Annotated in this window: 17 protein-coding genes, 1 rRNA gene and 1 pseudogene; 10 read left to right on the top strand and 9 right to left on the bottom strand. The window is 60.6% G+C overall.

Annotated elements, in window-relative coordinates; all coding sequences use genetic code 11:
* Positions 1-75: ribosomal RNA gene (gene rrf / locus AC3WKX_RS18250) — 5S ribosomal RNA — on the top strand; the annotation flags it as partial.
* A 78-nt stretch (positions 76-153) separates the two neighbouring features.
* On the opposite strand, the gene AC3WKX_RS18255 is transcribed toward rrf, so the two are convergent.
* The 4 genes from AC3WKX_RS18255 to AC3WKX_RS18270 all read right to left on the bottom strand — a co-directional run bounded on the left by AC3WKX_RS18255 (position 154) and on the right by AC3WKX_RS18270 (position 5,479).
* Positions 154-1,329: a PepSY-associated TM helix domain-containing protein gene (locus tag AC3WKX_RS18255; RefSeq protein ID WP_102605418.1), complete on the bottom strand. Its 1,176-nt coding sequence runs from the start codon at positions 1,327-1,329 to the stop codon at positions 154-156.
* A 71-nt stretch (positions 1,330-1,400) separates the two neighbouring features.
* Entirely contained in the window at positions 1,401-3,893 is a 2,493-nt protein-coding gene (locus tag AC3WKX_RS18260; RefSeq protein ID WP_102605417.1) for a TonB-dependent siderophore receptor, read from the bottom strand.
* Between the two features lie 105 nt (positions 3,894-3,998).
* Entirely contained in the window at positions 3,999-4,982 is a 984-nt protein-coding gene (locus AC3WKX_RS18265; RefSeq protein ID WP_003218246.1) for a FecR domain-containing protein, read from the bottom strand.
* Entirely contained in the window at positions 4,979-5,479 is a 501-nt protein-coding gene (locus AC3WKX_RS18270) for a sigma-70 family RNA polymerase sigma factor (protein ID WP_008433614.1), read from the bottom strand. The genes AC3WKX_RS18265 and AC3WKX_RS18270 overlap by 4 nt, the downstream gene beginning before the upstream one ends.
* Before the next feature lie 279 nt (positions 5,480-5,758).
* Here AC3WKX_RS18270 and AC3WKX_RS18275 point away from each other — a divergent pair, with 279 nt between their 5' ends.
* Positions 5,759-7,639, top strand: coding sequence for a methyl-accepting chemotaxis protein (locus AC3WKX_RS18275; RefSeq protein WP_003218243.1), 1,881 nt, complete (start codon positions 5,759-5,761; stop codon positions 7,637-7,639).
* Positions 7,640-7,681: 42 nt separating this feature from the next.
* On the opposite strand, the gene AC3WKX_RS18280 is transcribed toward AC3WKX_RS18275, so the two are convergent.
* The 5 genes from AC3WKX_RS18280 to AC3WKX_RS18300 all read right to left on the bottom strand — a co-directional run bounded on the left by AC3WKX_RS18280 (position 7,682) and on the right by AC3WKX_RS18300 (position 14,409).
* Positions 7,682-8,131 (bottom strand): SRPBCC family protein, encoded by a 450-nt coding sequence (locus AC3WKX_RS18280; RefSeq protein ID WP_102605416.1) that lies wholly within the window; start codon positions 8,129-8,131, stop codon positions 7,682-7,684.
* Positions 8,132-8,158: 27 nt separating this feature from the next.
* Positions 8,159-11,542, bottom strand: a complete 3,384-nt coding sequence (locus AC3WKX_RS18285) for an amino acid adenylation domain-containing protein (protein ID WP_102605415.1) — start codon at positions 11,540-11,542, stop codon at positions 8,159-8,161.
* Positions 11,539-12,486 carry a diiron oxygenase gene (locus AC3WKX_RS18290; RefSeq protein WP_102605414.1) on the bottom strand — a complete coding sequence of 316 codons (948 nt, stop codon included), beginning with the start codon at positions 12,484-12,486 and terminating at the stop codon, positions 11,539-11,541. Before AC3WKX_RS18290 ends, AC3WKX_RS18285 begins: the two co-directional genes overlap by 4 nt.
* The gene (locus tag AC3WKX_RS18295) at positions 12,483-13,247 is read right to left on the bottom strand and encodes a DUF3050 domain-containing protein (protein ID WP_102605413.1); all 765 of its coding nucleotides are present in this window, start codon (positions 13,245-13,247) and stop codon (positions 12,483-12,485) included. Before AC3WKX_RS18295 ends, AC3WKX_RS18290 begins: the two co-directional genes overlap by 4 nt.
* A 451-nt stretch (positions 13,248-13,698) precedes the next feature.
* Entirely contained in the window at positions 13,699-14,409 is a 711-nt protein-coding gene (locus AC3WKX_RS18300; RefSeq protein ID WP_008433627.1) for a GntR family transcriptional regulator, read from the bottom strand.
* 297 nt (positions 14,410-14,706) lie between these two features.
* Between AC3WKX_RS18300 and AC3WKX_RS18305 the strand changes: the two genes are divergently transcribed.
* The 8 genes and pseudogenes from AC3WKX_RS18305 to AC3WKX_RS18340 all read left to right on the top strand — a co-directional run bounded on the left by AC3WKX_RS18305 (position 14,707) and on the right by AC3WKX_RS18340 (position 23,678).
* Positions 14,707-15,600 carry a TauD/TfdA dioxygenase family protein gene (locus tag AC3WKX_RS18305; RefSeq protein WP_102605412.1) on the top strand — a complete coding sequence of 298 codons (894 nt, stop codon included), beginning with the start codon at positions 14,707-14,709 and terminating at the stop codon, positions 15,598-15,600.
* Positions 15,601-15,614: 14 nt separating this feature from the next.
* On the top strand, positions 15,615-16,640 hold the full coding sequence (locus AC3WKX_RS18310) for an ABC transporter substrate-binding protein (RefSeq protein WP_003218229.1): 1,026 nt from the start codon (positions 15,615-15,617) through the stop codon (positions 16,638-16,640).
* A 1-nt stretch (position 16,641) separates the two neighbouring features.
* A complete protein-coding gene (locus AC3WKX_RS18315) occupies positions 16,642-17,493 on the top strand; it encodes an ABC transporter ATP-binding protein (RefSeq protein ID WP_102605411.1) in 852 nt (283 codons plus the stop codon).
* Positions 17,494-17,505: 12 nt separating this feature from the next.
* A complete protein-coding gene (locus tag AC3WKX_RS18320) occupies positions 17,506-18,354 on the top strand; it encodes an ABC transporter permease (protein WP_003218225.1) in 849 nt (282 codons plus the stop codon).
* 113 nt (positions 18,355-18,467) lie between these two features.
* Complete coding sequence (locus AC3WKX_RS18325) at positions 18,468-19,388, top strand: LysR family transcriptional regulator (RefSeq protein ID WP_102605410.1); 921 nt, start codon at positions 18,468-18,470, stop codon at positions 19,386-19,388.
* Positions 19,389-19,617: 229 nt separating this feature from the next.
* A pseudogene (locus tag AC3WKX_RS18330) lies at positions 19,618-21,154 on the top strand (MFS transporter).
* A gap of 26 nt (positions 21,155-21,180) precedes the next feature.
* Positions 21,181-22,239 (top strand): HlyD family secretion protein, encoded by a 1,059-nt coding sequence (locus AC3WKX_RS18335; RefSeq protein WP_102605409.1) that lies wholly within the window; start codon positions 21,181-21,183, stop codon positions 22,237-22,239.
* The gene (locus AC3WKX_RS18340; RefSeq protein ID WP_008433638.1) at positions 22,236-23,678 is read left to right on the top strand and encodes an efflux transporter outer membrane subunit; all 1,443 of its coding nucleotides are present in this window, start codon (positions 22,236-22,238) and stop codon (positions 23,676-23,678) included. The genes AC3WKX_RS18335 and AC3WKX_RS18340 overlap by 4 nt, the downstream gene beginning before the upstream one ends.
* Positions 23,679-23,710 lie beyond the last annotated feature (32 nt).

Consider the following 23,710-nt stretch of genomic DNA (forward strand, 5'->3'; position numbering starts at 1 on the left):
GAACTCAGCAGTGAAACGATGCATCGCCGATGGTAGTGTGGGGTTTCCCCATGTGAGAGTAGGTCATCGTCAAGATTGAATTCCGAAACCCCTGTCTGCTAGCGCAGACAGGGGTTTTGTCGTTTAAGGGCTGGGCAAACAACTAGAATCGACTCACCCTTTGCGTGCCTTGCTGCTTCGCCTGGCCATTAACTTGCGCCACCATATATAGATCCCGGTAGCAGACAACATCGCGATCACAGCTCCCAGCAGCGCAATCAGCACCTGACCCGCCACCCCGATGATCCTGCCCCCATGGATCGGCAGTTGCAGCCGATAAAAGCGCTCTCCCAACGTACCTTGCCCTGCTATTTCCTGCCCCAGTAAACGCCCATCCGTCCCGTGGAAAAACAACCAGGATTTCCCATGGGCCTCGGTATCATGTTGTCCAAAACCCGCCCCATAAAAGTTGTACTCAAAGCTGTAGTAAAGCTCTCCAATCGCCGCCGTCAGTCCCAGCCGCTTGCCTTCCTCTAGCGCCCGCTCATAGGCCTGTTGATAACTCAGTTGTGTCACGCCCAATTGCTCGGCGGGTAACCCGCCACGGGCCTCATAGACGCTAGGCTCAACCGGTGAGAACAGCGAGACAGCAGGCTTGAACACCTGGCTCGGCAAATTCATCGCGACGCTGCTGACTGCAATCGGCAGCAACAACAGCCAAAGCCATAACCCGCCTGCACGATGCAGGTCGAAGTTCAGCCGGTAAGCGTGGCCGCCCTTGATCTTCCACGCCGTGGACCACTTCTTCCAGAACGGTTTACCTCTCGGCAGGGTCAGCCACAGCGCGATAAAACAATCGAACACCCATGCGATCGCCACCAGTCCCATCAGCCACAAACCCCAATTACCCGGCAGTGTGAGGTTGGAGTGAAATTCCAGAATGAACGGAATGAAGTTCTCGCGCTGAAAGCAGCAAGCCCCCCAAACACGCCGGCCCATTTCTTCGCCGCTGACCGGATCCAGGTAAAAGACCTGGTTGGGCTCCTCAAAGGGTTTGCCCGTCGCCGGATCGTTTCTCGCAACTGCCGCCAGCATCGCGGTACGACCGGCCTCTTGTGGATACTCCATGTACCAGACTTGCAGTTTGGGATGCTGCCCCTGCAGCGTGTCCACCAGTTCACCTGGCGGCAATGCCGAACCTTTGGCCGTTGCTCCATAAAAGCCGGGATTGAGCCATTCATCCAACTCATGGTTAAACGCCAGAAGGCTGCCCGTGAGTCCCGCCATCATCAGAAACAACGCCGTTGCCAACCCGATGTAGCGATGAAGTAAAACCAGCAATGCGCGCATAAAAATTTCCTGCAAAGACGACAAAGCCAGCGCCTGGAATCAGGAACTGGCTTTGTATGAATCGAGAGGGATTAGAACTGGTAGCTCACCGTCGCACTGACGTTGCGCTCTTCACCCAGGTAGCAGAAGTTCAAACTGGCACACGACGCCACGTACGACTCGTTCGTCAGGTTGTTGGCATTCAGGCGTACATCCACACCCTTCAGTCCCACCTTGCCAAGGTCATAACCCATCGAGGCATCAAACAGCGTGTAGGCGGGCACCTTCATGGTGTTCTCCGCATCTGCCCAGCTGTAGCCGACATAACGAACACCACCACCGAGTCGCAGGCCATCCAGTGCGCCGCTATCGAACTTGTAGTCTGCCCATACCGACGCCATATGACGCGGCGCCTGCGTCGGCGAGTTCCCCTTGTTCTCGATCACGTTGTCCGCAGTACTCAGCGTGCTGACCATCGACTTCGAATACTCGATATCGGTGAAGGTATAGCTGCCCAACAATTTGAGATGGTCGGTCAACTGCATATGCGCCTCCAGCTCCAGGCCCTGGGAGCGCACAGCGCCGACCGCGCGATAGAAGTTTTCCTGCGGCAGTTTGGTCGCCAGGTTTTCCTGGTCGATGCGGAACAGCGAGGCCGTGAACAAATTGTCGGTACCCGGCGGCTGATACTTCAAGCCGACTTCCCACTGGGTGCCGTCGGTAGGTGCAAGGGGATTGCCGGCACTGTCCGAATAGGAGTTCGGGTTGAAGGATTCGGAATAGCTGACGTAGGGCGCGAGACCGTTATCAAACAAGTAGAGCGCTCCGGCCCGGCCGGTCAGTTTGGTACGTTTATCACTGATCTCTGTGCCCAGCGGTCGTCCCGCTTCGGCAATGCGATTTTCATCGGAGGTCTCAACCCAGTCCTGACGCAGCCCGAGGGAGAACCGCCACTTGTCCATCTCAATCAGGTCTTGCAGGTAAACGCCGGTCTGCTCGAGCCGGCGCAGATAACTGGTTGGGCTGTAATAGCTGATCTCGGAATTGCCATACACCGGGTTGAACGCATTGATTGGCGCAAGAGAGCCGCTGCTCCAGTCCACGACGGTTTTGCGCCGCTGATAGTCCGCCCCCATCAACACCGTATGCTTGGTCGCGCCGGTAAAAAATTCAGCCTGCAGCATGTTGTCGATGATGAACGCATGCAGCTTTTCGTCACCGCCTGAGTAATAGCGATTCAACTCATTACTGGTGGGCGTAGTCCAGCCATAGGCATATACCTGGTCCAGCCGGACCTTGGAGTCCAGATACCGAAAGTTCTGCCGCGCCGTGAGAACATCATTGAAGCGATGCTCGAACTGATAGCCGAACGACTGTTGATCACGCTTGTACCCATCAATGCCCGGCTCGCCTTCGAAGAAGTGGTTGGAGATCCGCTGGCCGTTGCGCTGGTGCAACGCGCCATCTGCCGGCATGCCTCCGTGGTAGCCACCGTCGGGGTCATGCTGCAGGTAAGCCTGGAGTGTGAGGGACGTGTCATCGGTAAAGTCGATGCTCAAGGTGGGTGCCAGCGCGTAGCGTTTTTCCTTGGCATGGTCGAATTGCGTGTCGGACTTGTCTGCAAGCCCGGTCAGTCGGTAAGCAATGCGCTTGTCGTCATCCACCGGGCCGCTGAAGTCGAAACCCATGCCTCGCTGCCCTTGGGAACCTATCGTGGCCTGGACCTGATGGTATGGCTCAAACAATGGCTTCTTGCTGGTCAACGCCACCAGCCCACCCGGCGAGCTGCGCCCGTAGAGCACCGATGACGGTCCTTTGAGGATATCTACGCGCTCGAGGAAATACGGGTCCACCTGCATGGTGCTGTAGGTTCCGCTGTCACCCATGGATTTCAAACCGTCCAGGTAGATGTTATCCACCGAACCGTCGTTGAAACCACGCATCGCCACATAGTCATAGCGGTGAGTGGCGCCATAAGGGTTGGTCAGCACGCCAGGGGTGTAACGCATGGCCTGGGCAACGGTTTGCGAGCCTTGGTCGTCCATCTGCTCGCGGGTCACCACTGAAACCGTCTGAGACGTTTCCAGCAGCGCGGTACTGGTCTTGGTGGCGATCTGGCTGTGGGTCGCGTTGTAGCCTTCCATGCTGCCCAGGGCATTACCCAGGGCGAAGCCTTTGATGTCGGTGGTCGGCAAGGTCAGCGCCTCGCTCTCGGGCTGGACCTGCAACACGAAACTCACGTCGTCCTGCGCCTGCGCCTGCAAGCCTGAGCCGTTGAGCAATTGGCTCAGGCCCTGTTCGGCCGAGTACTCCCCGTGCAGCCCGGGAGACTGTCGGCCCTGAGTCTGCGCAGGCGTGCTGGAAAGGGTGATGCCTGCCTGACGGGCAAACTGATTGAGCACATCGCTCAGCGCGCCTGCCGGGATGTCATAGCGCTGGCTGATACGTTCGACCCCGCTATCAGCCGCGACACCGGCCACTGGCAGCAAGCCGATGCCCATCGTGGTCGACAGCAATGCTGCGCGTACGGCTTTGCCGAGCAAAGGGTAGGAAGAGGGAGAGTTGCTGAAAAAACGCACAGTCATTATCGAGATCCGTAGAGGTCGCTGAAGGCAGATTGAATTGCTTACTGTCTAAGCCGGACTCACGGAAAAAAGCCGCCAAAAATAAATCAGGCACGCCAAAAATAATCAGGCCTGACGCTCCAGGCTCACCCACCAGCGGGTGCGATAGCGCAGGCGCACAGGCAGCGTCTGCGGAAGGATCGCCAATAGTTTCTCGGTGTCCTCCAGGCGAAAAACACCAGACAAGCGCAAATCTGCGATATCGCTCGAGCAGCCCAGATAACCATGGCGATAGCGCCCTACCTCCGCCAGGAAGTCGGCAAGACGCATGTTGCGGGTGACGATCAATCCGTCGGCCCAGGCCCCTGTATCCATATCCGAAGGCGGCGCCAGAGCGGCCGCATTCTGACGCACCAGATAGCTTTCTCCTGCATGCACTTGAGTGAAAAGCCCGTCGGCGGTATGCGGTGAATGAATCGCCACGTTGCCTGACGCGACGCTCAGGCGTGTGCAATCGCTGTCCTGGCGCACCACAAATCGCCCGTCTATTCCTTCGAACAAACCATGGCGGGTGCGAACCAGCAGGGGGGCGGTCGCCGCGGCGCCGCAGGTCACCAGGATTTCCCCACGCACCAATGTGATCAAGCGTTGTTGCGGGTTGAAGTCGAGGTCCACTGCGCTATCGGTATTGAGCTGCAGGCGCGTGCCATCCGGTAGTTGCACGCTACGGCGTTCGCCAGTGGTGGTAGCCAGGTCAGAGGTCCAACGCTGCCAGCCGGTGAGGTCTCGGCTGACCCAGGCCGCCGAACCCATCAACAGCACGCCGGACAATACCTTCAATGCCTGCCGGCGCCCAAGGCGCTGGGCACTGTTCTCCAGCGCCACATGGGCCCCGGGAATCGCCGCCAACTGGCTGCTTAATTCATGCTGCAGTGCCTGCACGCGTTGCCAGGCCAACTCGTGTTCATGATGAGCCTCGCGCCAGTGCTCGCACTGCGCCTTCAGGCGGACATTGGCGCGATTGTTACGCAGACGCAGCATCCAGCTGATGGCCTGCTTGACCACCTGCGGGTCGATTCCTGCGCGCGCTGTGTTATCCATCGAGGTCATGCCTCATACCGCAGCACATAACAGTGATAAAGCGCCTCGGCGACATAGCGCTCCACCGAGCGCAGTGATACACCCATCTGCTGCGCAATCTGCTTGTAAGTCAGGCCGTCGCATTGAGCCAGTAGAAACGCCTTGCGTACCTTGGGCTTGAGTCCGTCCAGAAGCCGGGCGATGGACTCCAGCAATTCCAGAATCAACGCACGTTCTTCAGCACTCGGCGCCAAGGCTTCGGGCAAATGCGCGATGGACTCCAGGTAGGCGCGCTCGATTTCTTCGCGACGCCAATGATCGATCACCAGGCCCCGCGCGATAGTGCGCAGGAAAGCGCGAGGGGCCTTGAGTTCGAAACGTTCGGTTTTTTGCAGCAGCCGCACGAACGTGTCCTGGGCCAGGTCCGCCGCATCCGCTGCGTTACCCAGACGGCTGCGCAGCCAAGTGTTCAGCCAGCCATGATGGTTGCTGTAAAGCGTCTGTACTGCGTACTCGGATGAGGGCATTCACACGGCCTGGCAAAGCGTCACAAATGATAATTAGTCGCATTGTCGACAAGCCTGAAAAATTTTGCAACTCCTGACGTTAGAGCGCTACCACTGGTCGGTTTCTGACATTAAAAGCAGATGCTTCTCACAAATTCCTAATATTTATCCTGCCTTGGCCGAAAGCCTGACGAGCCATGCGTGCACCGAAATAGAGCAGTCGCAGAGTCTGCCTATACCGTTACATGGAATGTTGCATCCGGCACGCTCACCCCCTTTTGGCAAAAAGAAGTCAATGAAATGAATCTCAAGTTCAGTCATAAAATTCTGTTGGCCGCGTCAGGCGTAGTGGTTCTGGCCTTCGCGTTATTCACGTTCTACAACGACTACTTGCAGCGCAATACCATCCGGCAAAACCTGGAGTCGTCCATTCAGCAATCCGGTGAACTCACCGCCAGCAGCGTGCAGAATTGGCTCAGCGGGCGGGTGCTGGTACTGGAAAGCCTCGCGCAAAACGTGGCCCATCAAGGCAGCTCTGCCGATCTTCCGGGGTTGGTCGACCAGTCGGCATTTACCTCCAACTTCCAGTTCACCTACGTCGGCTCCACCAACGGCGTGTTCACCCAGCGTCCCGACGCCAAAATGCCCGATGGCTACGATCCGCGTCAGCGCCCCTGGTACAAGCAAGCTGTCGCAGCCGACAAGACCATGCTCACACCGCCCTACATGGCTGCGGTAGGCGGGCTGATCGTGACCATCGCGATGCCGGTGAAAAAGAATGGCGAACTGCTTGGCGTGGTCGGCGGTGACCTGAGCCTGCAAACCCTGGTGAAGATCATCAACTCGGTGGATTTCGGCGGCATCGGCCATGCATTCCTGGTCAGCGGTGATGGTCAGGTGATCGTCAGCCCGGACCAGGACCAGGTGATGAAGAACCTCAAGGACATCTATCCCGGCACCAACGTGCGCATCGAGAAGCTCAGCCAGGAAGTGGTCTTGAATGGCCAGGAACGGATTTTGTCCTTCACCCCGATCAGCGGGTTGCCGAATGCCGACTGGTACATCGGCCTGTCGATCGACAAAGACAAAGCCTACGCACCGCTGGGTAAGTTCCGTACCTCGGCATTGATCGCCATGTTCATTGCGGTTGCCGCCATTGCCGTGTTCCTGAGCGTCCTGATCCAGGTCTTGATGCGCCCGCTGACCACCATGGGCCGCGCCATGCAGGACATCGCTCAGGGCGAGGGTGACCTGACCCGCCGCCTGACAGTGGAAAGCAAGGACGAGTTCGGTGATTTGGGCAGTGCCTTCAACCAATTCGTCGAGCGTATTCACGCGTCGATTTCCGAAGTTTCCTCGGCGACGCGCCAGGTGCACGACCTGTCCCAGCGAGTAATGGCCTCGTCCAACGCGTCGATCATCGGTTCCGACGAACAAAGCGCGCGCACCAACAGCGTGGCCGCAGCGATCAACGAACTGGGGGCCGCCACGCAGGAAATCGCGCGCAACGCCGCTGATGCTTCGCAACACGCCAGCGGTGCCAGTGAGCAGGCCGATGATGGGCGCAAGGTGGTTGAGAAAACCATCCTGGCGATGTCGGAGCTTTCGCAAAAAATTAGCCTGTCCTGCACACAGATTGAAACCCTGAACGCCAGCACCGACAACATCGGCCACATCCTGGACGTGATCAAAGGCATCTCCCAGCAAACCAACCTGTTGGCCCTCAACGCCGCGATTGAAGCTGCACGTGCCGGTGAGGCCGGGCGTGGGTTTGCCGTGGTGGCGGATGAAGTACGCAACCTGGCGCACCGCACCCAGGAGTCGGCAGAAGAGATCCACAAAATGATCACCTCGCTGCAGATTGGCTCGCGTGAGGCCGTGACCACGATGAACGCCAGCCAGACCTCCAGCGAAGAAAGCGTCGAGGTCGCCAACCAGGCCGGTGAGCGCCTGGTCAGCGTGACGCAGCGGATCGTCGAGATCGACGGGATGAACCAGTCGGTAGCGGCCGCCACCGAGGAACAGACCGCCGTGGTGGAAACCCTCAACGTCGACATCAACCAGATCAACCTGCTGAACCAGCAGGGCGTGGCCAACCTCAACGAAACCTTGAAGGATTGCGACGCCTTGTCTCAACAGGCCAACCGGCTGAAGCAGTTGGTCGACAGTTTCAAAATCTGATCGATGAACACACAGGAGCGAGCCTGCTCGCTCCTGTCTCCTTTAGCCAAACATCGCTCGCACATTCGCCAGCGCACCGTCGGCGAATGCCTGCACAAACGGCTCAAATCCCTCCGCGCCAGGTTCAACCGGCTCGGCGATGATCGTCCAGGTCACCCGTGAGGATCCTGCTCCCAACGGTTCGACATCCATGGCGGCCCACAACCGTGCTACGCCCAAGGTGTTGTAGATCGTGGTCCAGGTCATGCGCATGGCCTGCTCGTCGCGGCTGTTGAGTTGCTCCACTACCAGATTTCCATCGTGGAAGAACTTCTTGCGCAGCGATCCCGCGCCCGCACCAGTGATTTCGATGTGGGACAAGGCGGGGATGAATCGATCAAATCCGCCAAAGTCACCGACCACCGCCCACGCACGGGCGGCATCACAGGCAACCACAACTGAGGACACCACAGGTTTGCCGCAAGGGTTGCGAATCAACGTATCGGGTTTCATAAGGTCTTCCTTCAATTGAGAGCCTGGTCACAGGAAACCGGTGCTGCGCAGGTACTCGCAGCCCTTGCGTAACAGCGCCGGATTTTTTTCGGGGTAGCGTCCGCCCATCTGCTCGACGCCGCGTCGTGCGTTGTCATGGCGGATCATCGAGGTATCGCCGATGTCCTCGCCCACCCCGTTGAGGTAGAAGCCCAGTACGCCGAACAGCGCATTGCGGCTGTCCACTGTGTGCAGGTGACGTTGCCAGTGAGCCACGCTCACCAGCTCGAATGCATGGCCTGCCTGGCGAAAGGCGTCGACGTAGGTTTCCCAGCTCAGGGGCTGCGGGTTATGCAGGTTGAACACCGTCCCTCCAGCACGGCAGCGGCTGCTGTGGAACGCAATAAACCGGGCGAGAAAGTCCACCGGCATCAGGTCGAAATTCAACTCAAGGTGCGGCACCAGGCCCAGTTGGAGTGAACCTTTGAGCATCAACATCAGGCGATTCTTCTGTGGCTCGCAGACTCCGCTGCGGCTGTTGAAGCTGATGTTCCCCGGGCGATGGATATTGACCCAGGCACCTTGCGCTGCGGCGCGTCCCAGCAAGCGTTCGGCAACCCATTTGGACAGGTTGTAGCCATTCTGGATGTAGAGCGGCGGGGTGGCCGCGGCGGGGTTTTCGAGTACCTGGCCATGTGCGTCGATAGTGCTGGCGGCCGACAGCGTCGAGATAAAATTGAAGACCTTCTTGCACCGGGTTTCACACAGGCGCAGGCATTCCAGCACCGGTTCGACGTTGTCCTTGGCCAGGGTGGCGTAATCCATCACATGATTGACGTGGGCGGCGTTGTGCACCAACACGCCGAACTCCCCGGCGAGGTAGTCATACACCTCACTCGACAGGCCAAGACGCGGCTGGCTGATGTCGGCGGCATACACCTGCACCCGGCTCAGGTCCAGGTGTTCCAGACGGTACTCTCGCAGGGCCTCGGCAAACCTCGCGGTCGCCGAATGTCCGGGCCGTTCGCGCACCAGGCACGCCACTTCAAGTGCACCCTCGGCCAACAGTGCCTCGACGATATGCACCCCGAGAAAACTGTTGGCCCCGGTCACGATCACCCGGCGACGTTCGCCCGCCTGTTCAGCCGGCAATGTCTGCACATGCAGCTCACGCAGCGCATCCCGGGTAGCCTGGCCGGTCGGTGCTTCGGGTGGTGCGTCGTCCCCCATCAGCGTAGCGAGGGTACGAACCGTGGGGGTTTCAAAAAACCGACTTAGGGATAGGCTGCGCCCGAACTGCTCGCGGATACGCAGCAGCATCGTCGACAGCAGGATGGAATGGCCGCCAAGATTGAAGAAGCTCTCGTCGGCCGACAGCTGCGTGACCGGCATGCCCAGCAACTCGCTCCACAGGTTGAGCAACTGCACTTGCATGGGCGTGTGCGGTTCGCCGTGAATGATGGCCGGCAGCGTTGGAGTCGGTAACGCCAGCAATGCCTGGCGGTCGACCTTTCCGTTGGGGGTGCACGGCATGCTCGCAAGTTCCGTGCACAGGGTTGGCCGCAAATAGTCCGGCAGTGTTTGCCGGGCATGCTGCGTCAGTGCAGGCAGGGCGTCTTGTGTTTCGGGCTGAGCAACAAAAGCCAGGATTCGCCGCTCACGGTCAATCACCACCGCCACTTGGCGAAACAGCTGACTGCTGCGCAGGCAATGTTCGATCTCTTGCGGTTCGACCCGGAACCCACGGATCTTCACCTGCTGATCCCGGCGCCCGGCCAACTCGATGCCGGCAGCGGTCCACTTCGCCAGGTCGCCTGTGCGGTAGGCCCGCAAGGTCTGGCCGTCGGGCAACTCCAGGGGGACGAAATGCTCGGCGGTCTGACGCGGCTGGTTGAGGTAACCCAGGCTGACGCCGGGACCGGCGATGTACAGTTCGCCCAACACCTGCTCATTCACCGGTTGCAGGTGCTCGTCGAGGATCAGTACCTGGCTGTTGGCGATGGGCGTGCCGAGGTTGCGATTGCTGTCGCCCGGCTGCAACGTGTGGCTGGTCACCAGCACGGTGGCTTCGGTGGGCCCGTAGAAATTGTGCAGGCGGCACTGGCCTGCCAACTGCTCGATGACATAGGGCTCGCACACATCGCCTCCGGTCATCAGGTGCGCCAGGCCCAGGGGTTGATCCAGCGGCAGGATGCTCAGCAGCGCCGGCGGCAGGAAGGCGTGGGTGACGCGCTGTTGTCGGATCAACTCCACCAGTTGCTGCGGGTCGCGTCGCTGGTCCTCACTGGGCACGATCAGCTCGGCGCCCGCGATCAGGCTCGGGAAGATATCGATCAGGGACGAGTCAAAACTCAAGGGCGAAAACTGCAAGACCCGGCTGTGTTCGCTCAGCTGCACATGACCCCCGAACCAGGCGCTGAAATGGGCCAGGTTGTGCTGGCTGAGCAGCACGCCCTTGGGGTGGCCGGTAGTGCCCGAGGTGTGGAACACCATGCAAGGGTCGTCCATGGCGGGGCGCTGGCGCATTGGCAGCGAGGTGTCGGGAGTGTCGACGGCATTCACATCCAATGCACAAAACCCGTCCCGCAGTGGATGCTTGCCATCATCCAGCAGCACCGAGACGCCGGCGTTTTCCAGCATCGCTCGCTGGCGTTGCAGCGGGTGGCCCGGCTCCAGGGGCAGGTACACCGCACCGCAGGCGAGTACCGCGAGAATGCTGGCGTACAGCTCCAGGGATTTGCCCAGGCAAACGCCGATTACCGGCGGTGTGTCGTGGGGCCCAAGCAGAAGTCGCAGACGGCGCTGGATAGCCAGGCTCTGGCGATGCAACTGTCGGTAAGTCAGCCCGCTGCCGGCAATGTTCAACGCCAGCCGGTCGGCGAAGGTTTGCAGACTGTTTTCCAATCGTTCGATCAGGGGTACCTGGGCTTGCTGCAGCAGAACCAAATCGGCCGTCAGGTTAAAACGATGCAGGTACGCCAGGGATGCGAGCGCTTGCAGGCCGTGTTCCGGATCATCAGAGGCGACGGCCGCCTGCGAGAAATAGCCCGGGTCCCGGGAGAACCCACTCACCTGTTGGGCTACCCACTCCACCAGGCTGCTTACTGCGTGTTGACGCAGCCGTTGACCATTGCCACAGGCTTCTCCGGCAACCTCCAGGGTTGTCAGGAGTCGCCTTGAGTGGGCGTAACACCTGAACTGCAGGGCCGGCAATCCACAGTCGGTCAACGCTCCCATACCCACGCGCAGGCTCATCAAGGCTGTGCACGTCACGCCGGGCGGAACCTCCTCGCTACCGTCATCAATCAGCAGGTCTACTAGGTGGGTGACATCCTGTGCTCGCACCACCCCATGACCGTATTGCGCCAATGTCTCACCCAGTTCATTCAGCGCCGCGCTGAAGCCCGCCAGCCCAATCTTCAGGTGCCTCATGGGTGCCCTCCTGGCGCCGCAAGAAAGGCATCCAGCGCCCCAACCACACTCGGCGTTTGCAGCAGGCCGCTGTGATTCAGGAAGCCCATGATATTGCCGATCAACGGGTGCTGGCGGGTAATGGGAAAGCCCATCGCCTGCACTTCAGTGCGCAGCGCAGAGCGCGTGCCGTCACTGACATCCAGGTGCTCGATCAAGTGCAGGTCGAAGTTTTTCTGCAGGTCGTGGGTCAGGTAATGCTGGAGAAAAACCGGCAGGATCCGGGCGATACAGTCGCGGTCCGCGGCGTCTGCAGACTGCCAATAAATACGCACCAGGCGCGTCCAGAAAAGCGCGTGGCGGCCCTCGTCAAACAAGTGGTCGGCCATCAACCCACGGATGGATTGCTTGACACTGTCGTCCTTGGAAAACGCTGCCACGTCATGGGTCACGGTGTTCTCGGCGATGGCCACGGCAATCAGTTCCATGGCATCGCGCAGGTGTTCGGGCGCCAGCGCCAGTGCGGCAGGCAAGGCGCGGCTCAGCTCGATTTGCGCGGGTAGTTCAAGGGGTGGGATCCCGGTCATCTCGATGGTCTGTTGCATGAAATCGAGGGCGACGAGGGCGTGGTAATCCTCGTCTACCACCACGGTCATGGCGTCGTAGCGACAGGCAAGCGGGAAGGGCACCGAAAAGCGATTCTTGGCGATGCTGCGTGCGGTCTTGTCGACGATCTCGGTTTCAAAGATCACCACGTCGTTGATGAACTTGTAGAACGTCTGCAGCAAGACAAAATCACGGCACTGCGGGCATCGGTCGATAAAGGTCGCGCTCAGCACCAGAGGCTGTCGGCTCAGGGGATAGATCAGTTTCTGATCGTTTTCCAGCCGCCGCCGCGGGCGTGTGCGGATGGTCGCGCGGCGCTCCCAGTCGTCGGCAAATGAGCGGTAGTCGGCAGGGTTCATGCGCTCATCTCCGGCAGGCACCTATGCAACCCATCCCATAAGGCCAGGCGGCTTTCCACGGCGCCGAGGGCGCAACTGTCGGCTTGCTGCTCGCGGCTTGGGTCGCCGAGGGTAAGGCGTTGCAGCAATTGCGTTGCCGCCGGGCCATGCTCCTGGGCGTCGATCTCCATGTGGCGCTTGAGGTAGTAGCAGAAGGTGGGCGCCTGGCGATGGAGCACCTCGCACTCCTCCAGGATGCGCTTGAACATCGCCGGGATGACGCTCTCGCGCCCGTGGAGAAAGGCAGCCGCCACGCAGTGCGTCGGTGCGTCCAGGGCAACCTGCAGGGTACTTCTGACGAACCGGGCCACGGACGGGTGGATATCGATTTTTTGCAGGGCCGTTTCTGCATCGTTGCCGTCACGCTGCAGGCTGACGAACCGCTCGATGTTCGCCGTGCTCGCGCCGACTTCACGCATGGCTTCCAGGTACAACTCGAAGTGGCTGCCGTGCCCATGGCCGGGATACGCGTCCGACTCTTCGCCCAATACGATCTCATTGATCAGGCGAGCCGCTTGCGGGTCCGTTGGCGGTAACCAGGGCAGGCGCATACCGGTGAGGTCATGTTGCAGGCGTTTGGTGAGTGTCATGAAGTCCCACACGGCGAATACGTGGTTTTCCATAAAGTACTGCAACTTTGGAAGGGTATTTATATATTTGAATATTGGATGGATATGTAACTTCTGCTTTTTTTGTTTAAGCAGGTGTGAGTGCTGGAACATGTTGATGCCTATAAGTCGTGTCTCTTCCCTGATAAAAGCGTTGTGCTTTAGCGACAAATAAACATTGGTTTTCACGGATGCGCGGGTGCCTTGATAACAGGCAGCCCTGTACGAGGCTGACACTGTTACTGGCAAGCAGCATGCTGTGACAAAATACCAAGGCTTTATTTAAAGGAACGCCACGCGCAGTGACGCACCGAGCATGGATTCACGCTGTCGATTGGGAGAATTGGAGTGTTGGTAATAATCTGATTAAGTATTCAGGTGTTTTTAATTTTATAAGTTTTTCGAGTTGGAATATTGCGGTAGTTGGATCGCTCTGCGGAGTGTGTGAAGTTTTCTTTGGGCTTAATGGTTTAACGGGAGTAATGGTGGTGCACTGGCCTCCGTCGGCCAGCGTCACTTTGCAGCGCTTTGTGGTCGAGGGAGGCGTTTCAGTTCCACGCGGAATTTACAGCGCAGCGTTCTGTTCAGTCTCTTCAAGAGTTTTGAGGTAACCCGTAATCACCTCCATGCCGCGGGTAAGGTGGTTACGCAGGGTCAGGATGCTTTCGTCGACCTTCTTTTGCGCCACGAGGTCGAGCAGTTCGCGGTGATCTTCCTGGGACGTCTTGCCCAGGCCCATGGCCTCGAGGTTGAAGCGCAGGAAACGTTCCTCTTCGTTCAAGCCGTGTTCAACCAGCTTGAGCAACCGCTGATTGCCCGCCTTGCCATATAGCGCCATGTGGAACAGGCGGTTGAGGCGGCCGATTTCGGTGTAGTCGCTTTCCCGTTCCAGCGCGTCGATAAAGGCGCCAGCCTGGGCGATGTCATCGGGCGTGAGCAGGGGAATCGACAAGCGCAGCGCTTCGGATTCGAGGAGTATGCGCAGGGCGTAGGTTTCCGCCGAGTGGTCCTCGATCAGTGGCGCCACCACCGCGCCTTTGTGGGTGACCACATGCAGCAGCGATTGGGCTTCCAGTTGACGCAATGCCTCGCGCACCGGCATCCGGCTGACCCCGAACAAGCTGGCCAGCTCCTGTTGACGCATGGCGGTGCCACAGGGCAAGCGGCCATCCAGGATGGCGTTGCGCAATGTTTCTTCAATCACGGAGCGGGCGAGATGGGCGGGGATAGGCCCGCTGATCTGGATGCTGCTCAAAGGGTTCGGCTTCTGCGTCACGACTACGCTATCCTCCTTTTCAAGGTGAGGTGGCTAATTGGATCCAATGCACACTAGAGATTGTCCACAAGCTTGTCAAACGGGCAAGGTTTCGGCTTGTAAGCGACTCAACAGCGTGTTCTTCGGGCCCACAGCTCCCATTTGTCAGGTCTTACAGGCTAAGGTCCGTCGTGCACATTTTATTCCCGGGAGTCGGGCCAACAGCGGTATTGCTGCATATCGATATTCACTAACGGTATTTAAAATGCGGTTCTTATGACTATAAAGTCACTCTCCTGACTGCACGGGAGTGAACTCATGTCTGCCACCTCTACTGTTCCAACAGCGACCGACACCACACAAACCTTCGAGATCCGTCCATTTCCCGGCAGCGTCGGCGCCGAAATCATAGGCCTGGACCTGGCCCGCCCGGTCAGCGACCGGGACTTCGCACGCATTCACCGCGCGCATCTGGACCATCACGTCGTGGTCTTCCGCGACCAACGTATCACCCCCGAGCAACAGATCGCCTTCAGCCGCCGTTTCGGCGTGCTGCAAATCCATGTGCTCAAACAATTCCTGCTGGCCAACCACCCGGAAATCCTGATCGTCTCCAACATCATCGAAAACGGCCAATCCATCGGCCTGGGAGACGCCGGCAAGTTCTGGCACTCGGACCTCTCCTATAAGGAGCTACCGAGCCTGGGCTCGATGCTCCATGCCCAGGAGCTGCCGTCCGAGGGTGGCGACACGTTGTTCGCCGACATGCATAAAGCCTGGGACAACCTGCCCGAGCCCTTGCGCAAGGCGGTCGAAGGCCGCAGCGCCGCGCATTCCTACACCGCACGCTACAGCGAAACCAAATTCGAAGGCAATTGGCGCCCGACCCTCACGCCCGAGCAACTCGCTCAAGTGGCGGAAGTGGTACACCCGATTGTGCGCACCCACCCGGAAAACGGCCGCAAGGCGCTGTTCGTCAGCGAGGGCTTCACCACCCGTATCGTCGGCCTGCCTGAGGATGAAAGCCGCGACCTGCTGGCCCAGCTGTACGCCCACAGCGTGCTGCCGGAAAACATCTACCGCCATCAGTGGCAGCCCCACGACATGGTGTTCTGGGACAACCGCTCGCTGATCCACCTGGCGGCCGGCTGCCCCAGCCACCTGCGGCGCAAGCTGTACCGCACCACCATCCAGGGCGACGCGCCTTTCTGACCCGGAGCATGACCATGTCCAAGAAAACCCCATTTGCGCGCCTGGCCGCGACGGTTGGCCTGGGCGTCAGCCTGCTGGCCGGCAGTCTTGTGGCGCCTGCCGCCGCCCAGGCCGAAGGCGAAATTCGCATCGCCGAGCAGTTTGGCATCGTCTACCTGTTGCTCAACGTGGTGCGCGACCAGAACCTGATCGAAAAATACGGCAAGCAGGAAGGCATCGACATCAAGGTCGACTGGACACAATTGTCCGGCGGCGCAGCCGTCAATGATGCGCTGCTCTCCGGTTCCATCGACATCGCCGGGGCCGGCGTTGGCCCGCTGCTGACTATCTGGGACCGCACCCACGGCAAGCAGAACGTGAAAGCCGTTGCCTCCCTGGGCAACTTCCCCTACTACCTGGTGAGCAACAATCCCAAGGTCAAGACCATTGCCGACTTCACCGAAAAAGACCGCATTGCCGTACCGGCAGTGGGCGTTTCCGTGCAGTCGCGTTTCCTGCAATACGCTGCCGCCAAGCAATGGGGCGACAAGGAATTCAATCGCCTCGACAAGTACACCGTTGCCGTCCCGCACCCGGATGCCACGGCTGCGCTGATTGCCGGTGGCACCGAGCTGACCGGGCACTTCTCCAACCCGCCGTTCCAGGAGCAGGCCCTGACCAACCCGAACGTGCATGTGGTGCTCAACTCCTATGACATCCTCGGGCCTAACTCGCCGACCGTGCTGTTCGCCACCGAGAAATTCCGCAACGACAACCCGAAAACCTACAAGGCGTTCGTCGAGGCACTGACCGAAGCGGCGCAGTTCGCCCAGAACGACAAAGGCGCCGCAGCCGATACCTACATCCGCGTGACCAAGGCCAAGATCGACCGCGCCGAGCTGCTGAAAATCATCGAAAACCCGCAATTCGAATTCAGCGTCACACCGAAAAACACCTACCCGCTGGCGGAATTCCTCTACCGCGTCGGCGCGATCAAAAACAAACCCGAATCGTGGAAGGATTACTTCTTCCAGGACGCCAAGCCGCTGCAAGGGAGCTGACATGAACGCGCCCTTGCAAGGCCACACGGCCAGCAACCCGACCACCACCGAAGCACTGCTTTCGGTGGATAAAGTCAGCCTTGAATACCGCACGCCCGAACGGGTGGTGCGCGCCACTCACCAGGTCAGCTTCGCGATCGATCCGGCAGACCGCTTTGTATTGCTGGGGCCTTCGGGCTGCGGCAAATCCACACTATTGAAATCCATCGCCGGCTTTATCAAGCCGTGTGAAGGCGAGATCCGTCTGCTCGGGCAAAAAGTCGAGCAGCCAGGGCCGGACCGTATCGTGGTGTTCCAGGAGTTCGACCAACTGCCGCCGTGGAAAACCGTCAAGCAGAACGTCATGTTCCCGCTGCTGGCGTCCAAAACCCTCAAGCGTCGCGAGGCCGAAGAGCGCGCGCTGTACTACCTGGAAAAAGTCGGCCTTACGGCCTTTGCCGATGCCTACCCGCACACCCTGTCCGGCGGCATGAAAGCCCGCGTGGCAATCGCCCGGGCGTTGGCCATGCAGCCGAAAATCCTGCTGATGGATGAACCCTTCGCCGCCCTCGACGCCCTGACCCGGCGCAAGATGCAGGAAGAACTATTGCTGCTCTGGGAAGAGGTGCGTTTCACCCTGCTGTTCGTCACCCACTCCATCGAGGAAGCGCTGGTGGTGGGCAACCGCATCCTGTTGCTGTCGCCGCACCCGGGGCGGGTGCGGGCGGAAATCCACAGCCATCAATACGACCTGCACAGCCTCGGCGGTGTGGAGTTCCAGGCTTCGGCGCGGCGCATTCATCGGCTGCTGTTTGATGAAGCGCCCGAGGCGGAAACCGAACTGGGTTTCGCCGATATCCGCATCGCTTATTGAAGGGTTTGCACCATGCGCCAGGAATACGAAATCACTCTCGAACCGTTGCCCGGTGTACGCGTAGAGCGCGAGTTGCCGTGGCGCCAGCGCCTGTGGCAACAAGGCTGGCTGCGTAAAAGCCTGATCCTGATCGTGCTTGCGATCCTCTGGGAAGCGGCTGCCCGTTATCAGAACAATGACCTGCTGCTGCCGAGCTTCCTGCAGACACTGAGCGCGTTCTACGACGGCATGGCCAGTGGCGAGTTGTTGAGCAAGGTCAGTATCTCGCTGGTGGTGCTGATCAAGGGTTACCTGATCGGCATTGTGCTGGCGTTTGCCCTGACCACGCTTGCGGTGTCGACCCAACTGGGGCGTGACCTGCTGAGCACCCTGACCTCGATGTTCAACCCGTTGCCGGCGATTGCCCTGCTGCCGCTGGCGCTGTTGTGGTTTGGCCTGGGGCAGAACAGCCTGATCTTCGTGCTGGTGCATTCAGTGTTGTGGGCGCTGGCGCTCAACACCTATTCAGGGTTCCTCGGCGTCTCCGAAACCCTGCGCATGGCCGGTCGAAATTATGGCCTCAAGGGTATGCGCTTCGTGTTGTTCATCCTGATCCCGGCTGCGCTGCCGTCGATTCTCGCCGGGTTGAAAATCGGTTGGGCGTTCGCCTGGCGCACGCTGATCGCCGCCGAGTTGGTGTTCGGTGCTACCAGCGGCAAGGGCGGTTTGGGTTGGTACATCTTCCAGAACCGCAACGAGCTGTACACCGACAAAGTGTTTGCCGGCCTGGCGGTGGTGATCCTGATCGGGCTGCTGGTGGAGAACCTGGTGTTCGACACCCTGGAGCGGGTCACCGTGAAGCGCTGGGGCATGCAACGCTGACTGAACACCAACCCGGACTGAAACACCAACCCTGTGGCGGGGGAGCAAGCTCCCTCGCCACAGTCTGCTACGATTGCGCCAAGTTCACTCATAACCAATCACGAGTGCTTGGCATGCAATTACCGGACATGAACCTGCTGGTCGCCCTCGACGCCTTGCTGGACGAGGGCAGTGTGGTAGGCGCCGCGCGGCGGATGAACCTGAGCCCGGCCGCCATGAGTCGCACCCTCACGCGCATCCGCGAGGCAGTGGGCGATCCGATCCTGGTGCGCGCCGGTCGCGGCCTGGTACCGACGCCCAAGGCCCTGGAGTTGCAAGGCCAGGTGCGCAGCGTGGTGGAGCAGGCGGCGCTGCTGTTCCGCTCGGCGGACGAAGTGGACCTGCGCACCCTGCGCCGGCGCTTCAGCGTGCGGGCCAATGACTTTTTTGTCGGAGTGTATGGCGGTCGGCTGTTCGACACCATGGAACGCATGGCACCGCTGTGCGAACTGCGCTTCGTGCCGGAAGGCGACACCGATGACGAGGCCCTGCGTGAAGGCCGTCTCGACCTGCGGGTGGGCAACACCATGCCGATCACTCCGGAAGTGAAGGTGCAGAACCTGTTCACCACCACCTTCGTCGGCCTGGCACGGGAAGGGCACCCGTTGTTCGATGGAGAAATCACCGCCGAACGGTTTGCCAGCTATTCCCATATCAGCATCTCCCGCCGCGGCATTGCCCGGGGGCCCATCGACACCGCCCTGAACGCCCAGGGCCTGGAACGCCGAGTCGCGATGATCGCCCCGGGGTTTCACGGCGCGATGTTCATGCTGCCGGACTCCGACCTGATCCTGCCGGTGCCCAAGGAAGCGCTCTACAGCGCCAATCGCCTGAAGCTGCCGTTGCGAGCCTTCACCCTGCCAATTTCCCTGCCGACCCTGGTGCTGACCCAAGCCTGGCACCCGCGTTTCGACAAGGACCCGGCCCATAGATGGCTGCGCGAGACCATGCGTGAATGCTGCGAGGCGACGTGGAAGGAAGCGCAGCCAGCGTGAGTCGCAAGTGAGCTCGGCCAATGTGGGAGCTGGCTTGCCTGCGATGCGGGCGACACGGTTTTTCAGGCATAGCAAGGTGATGCCATCGCGGGCAAGCCCGGCTCCCATAGAGATCGCCTATATTTTGATCATTGCGCCTGGTGCACTTATAAGCTTCCGATAAGTCACTTTTTGTCATGTCTAAGCCTTATTAAACTGCTCGGGTATTTCCTATTCCGAGTTGTAGTTCATGACGTCCCTCGCTGCTCCCGCACCCCTGGCCGCAGCCAAACCGACCGCCATTACCCCTCCCGTTTTCGGCCCGCGCATCATCATCGGCCTGGTGGGCGTATTGCTTGCGGTACTGGTGTCCGGCCTCAACGAGATGGTGACCAAAGTCGCTCTCGCCGATATTCGCGGTGCGATGTACATCGGCTTCGACGAAGGCACCTGGCTGGTGGCTGCCTACACCGCCACCTCTGTCTCGGCGATGGCCTTTGCACCCCTGGTGTTCGGTGACGTTCTCTCTGCGCCGTTTCACCCTCTGCGCCATCGGCCTGTTCACCGTGCTTGGCGTGCTGTGCCCGTTCGCACCGAACTACGAAAGCCTGCTGATCCTGCGCACCGTGCAAGGCCTGGCCGGTGGCGCCTTGCCGCCGATGCTGATGACCGTGGCCCTGCGGTTCCTGCCGGCCAACGTCAAGCTGTACGGCCTCGCCGGCTATGCTCTCACGGCCACTTTTGGCCCCAGCCTCGGCACACCGCTGGCGGCCATGTGGACCGAATACGTCGGCTGGCAATGGGCGTTCTGGCAGATTGTCGGGCCGTGCCTGCTGGCCATGGCGGCCGTGGCCTACGGCTTGCCCCAGGACCCGCTGCGCCTGGAGCGCTTCAAGCAGTTCAACTGGCGTGGTCTGCTGCTGGGGTTCCCGGCGATCTGCATGCTGGTGATCGGCCTGTTGCAGGGCAATCGGCTGGACTGGTTCGAGTCGCCGCTGATTACCTCATTGTTGATCGGCGGCCTGGTGTTGCTGGTGCTGTTCATGATCAACGAGTGGTCGCACCCGATGCCGTTTTTCAAGTTGCAGATGCTTGGGCTACGCAATCTGTCGTTCGCGCTGATTGTGCTCGCCGGGGTGCTGATCGTGCTGCTGGCGGTGACGATCATTCCGTCCAGCTACCTGGCCCAGGTCCAAGGCTACCGCCCGCTGCAAACTGCACCGGTGATGCTGATCATGGCGCTGCCGCAGTTGATCGCACTGCCGTTGGTGGCGGCGTTGTGCAACTTGCGCTGGGTCGATTGCCGTTGGGTATTGGGCATTGGCTTGAGCATGTTGATCCTGTCCTGCGTGGGCGGGGCGCAACTCACGTCGGCATGGATTCGCGATGATTTCTACGTGCTGCAACTGCTGCAAATCTTCGGGCAACCGATGGCGGTGTTGCCGCTGCTGATGCTCTCCACCGGCAGCATCACGCCCCAGGACGGGCCTTTCGCCTCGGCGTGGTTCAACACCGTCAAAGGCTTGGCCGCCGTGGTCGCCACCGGCGTGCTCGATGCCCTGACCACACACCGCCTGCATTTCCACTCGACCATGCTGGTGGACAGCCTGGGCAACTCGCCCCTGGCCGGCAGCGATGCCGCCGGCCTTGCCCATCGGCTGCACGAGCAGGCCGTGGTGCTCACCTCTTCGGATCTCTACTACGTCATGGCCGGTGTCGCGGCGGCGTTGATCCTGCTGATTTTCTGGATGCCGACGCGGATTTATCCGCCCCGCGCGCCGACTTGATTGCTCACTGAGCCAAAGGGATTGTTATGAAACGCAAAGACAAAATCGCTGTAACCGTCATCACCGTGTTTGCCGTAGGTGTGCTGGTTTACCTGCTGGCGCCGGGTGTGTTCGGCAGCAAACGCCAGAGCACCAACGACGCCTTCGTCGCCGCTGACTACACCCTGGTGGCGCCGCGTGTGGCCGGCTTCATCAAGGAAGTGCTGGTGGAAGACAACCAGCGGGTCAAGGCCGGGCAGTTGCTGGCGCTGATTGATGACCGTGACTTCCGCGCCGCTGCCCAGGCGGCCGATGCCGATACGCTGGTGGCCCAGGCGCAGCTGAAAAATGCCACGGCAACCCTGGAGCGCCAAAGCTCGGTGATTGCCCAGGCCCAGGCGACTGTGGCGGCAGATCGCGCCGAAGTGGCGTTTGCCGAACACGAACTGAACCGCTACAACCACCTCGCGGGTGTAGGCGCCGGCACCGTACAGAACGCCCAGCAAGCCAAGACGCGTATTGACCAGGCCACCGCACGCCTGGCGAATGCCACGGCGGTGCTGGCCGCTGAACGCAAGCAGGTGGAAATCCTCAGCGCCCAGCGTGATGCGGCAGAGGGCGGCCTGAAACGTGCCCAGGCCGCACTGGAAATGGCCAGCTATCAGCTGTCGTACACCCGCATCGTCGCGCCGGTGGACGGCATGGTCGGCGAGCGCGCGGTGCGGGTCGGCGCCTATGTGACGCCGGGCAGCAAGATCCTCGCCGTGGTACCGCTGTCCGAGGCCTACGTGGTGGCCAACTTCCAGGAGACCCAGTTGTCCCACATGCACGCTGGCCAAACGGTGGACGTGAAGGTCGACAGCCTCGACGGCGAAGTGCTCAAGGGCCACCTCGAAAGCCTGGCGCCAGCTACCGGCGTGACATTTGCCTCGGTCAAACCCGATAACGCCACCGGCAACTTCACCAAGGTGGTGCAGCGTATTCCGGTAAAAATCATCCTGGAGCCCGGCCAGGCGTTGACCGAGCGCCTGCGGGTCGGCATGTCGGTGGAAGCCAGCGTCGACACCCACGCCGCCGCCCAGCAACGTGAGGTGGCGCAGCAATGAGACGCCTTGCCTGGTTAACCTTGAGCCTGCTCACCCTGAGTGCCTGCACCGTCGGCCCGGACTTCCAGCGCCCGCTGAATCCCGTCGGCCAATGGACCGAGCCCCATGGCCGGCAAGCCGCCAGCCACGCGGTCAACGACCCGCTGGAAGAGCGCTGGTGGGAAGTGTTCCACGACGCGCAGCTCACCGCGCTTACCCATCGCGCGCTGACCGATAACCTTGACCTGAAACTCGCCAGCAGCCGCCTGCAACAAAGCCGCGCAGCGCGCCAGGTGATCACCGCCGAGCGCTACCCGACCGTCAACGCCACCGGCGATTACCTGCGTCAGCGTAACAGCGCCGATGGCTTGAGCGATGCCTCGGGCAAGAACGGCCGCTCGGCGTTCAACCAGTGGGACATGGGTTTCTCCGCCGCCTGGGAACTGGACTTCTGGGGCCGGGTAAAACGCGAAACCGAAGCCGCCGACGCCACCCTGCAAGTCGCCGAAAACGACCGCCGCGCGGTGCTGTTGTCGGTGCTGGCGGAAACCGCCCAGGACTACATCCAACTGCGCGGCGTGCAAAACACCCGCGCCGTCACCGAGCAAAACCTCGAGGTGGCGCGCCACAGCCTGAAGCTCTCGCAACTGCGCCTGGCTGATGGTGTCGCCACTGACCTGGACGTAGCCGAAGCCGCTGCTCAAGTGGCCGCCATCGAGGCGCGCCTGCCGGATTTGCAGCAACGCCAGGACCAGTTGATCAACGCCCTGAGCCTGCTGATGGGCGAACCGCCACAAGCCTTGTACGCCGAGCTGTCCAAGGACGCTGCGGTGCCGCAAACCCAACGCCAGGTCGCCATCGGCCTGCCGTCGCAACTGGCCGAGCGCCGCCCGGATATCCGCCAGGCCGAAGCTCGCTTGCATGCGGCCACCGCCTCCATTGGTGTGGCCAAGGGCGACTTCTACCCGCGCATCACCCTGTCTGGCAGCGTGGGCTCCCAGGCGTTGCAGCTGGCGGATTTCGGCTCGTGGAGTTCGCGTGCATTCGCCTTCGGCCCGCAACTGAGCTTGCCGATTTTCAACGGTGGCCGGTTGCAAGGCATGCTCGATCTGCGCGAAGCCCAGCAACAGGAGGCGGCCCTGGCCTACCAGCAGACCGTGCTGCGGGCCTGGCATGAAATCGACGATCAACTGACCCGCTACAACGCCAGCCAACTGCGGCGCGACAGCCTCGCCGAAGCCGTGCGGCAGAACCAGATCGCCCTCAGCACCGCGCAGCATCAATACGTCGAAGGCGTGGTGGATTTCGTTAACGTACTGACCGTGCAAAGTGCGTTGCTGGCGACCCAGGAGCAGTGGGTGGAAAGCTCCACCGGCGTGTCCCTGGCCATGGTCGGGTTGTACAAGGCATTAGGCGGGGGCTGGGAATCGGTGTACCCGTTGCAGACCGCCGGACGCTGAATGACAAAGAACTTTGCCAGCCACGCAACAAG

It is taken from the genome of Pseudomonas sp. GP01-A4 (assembly GCF_058780865.1).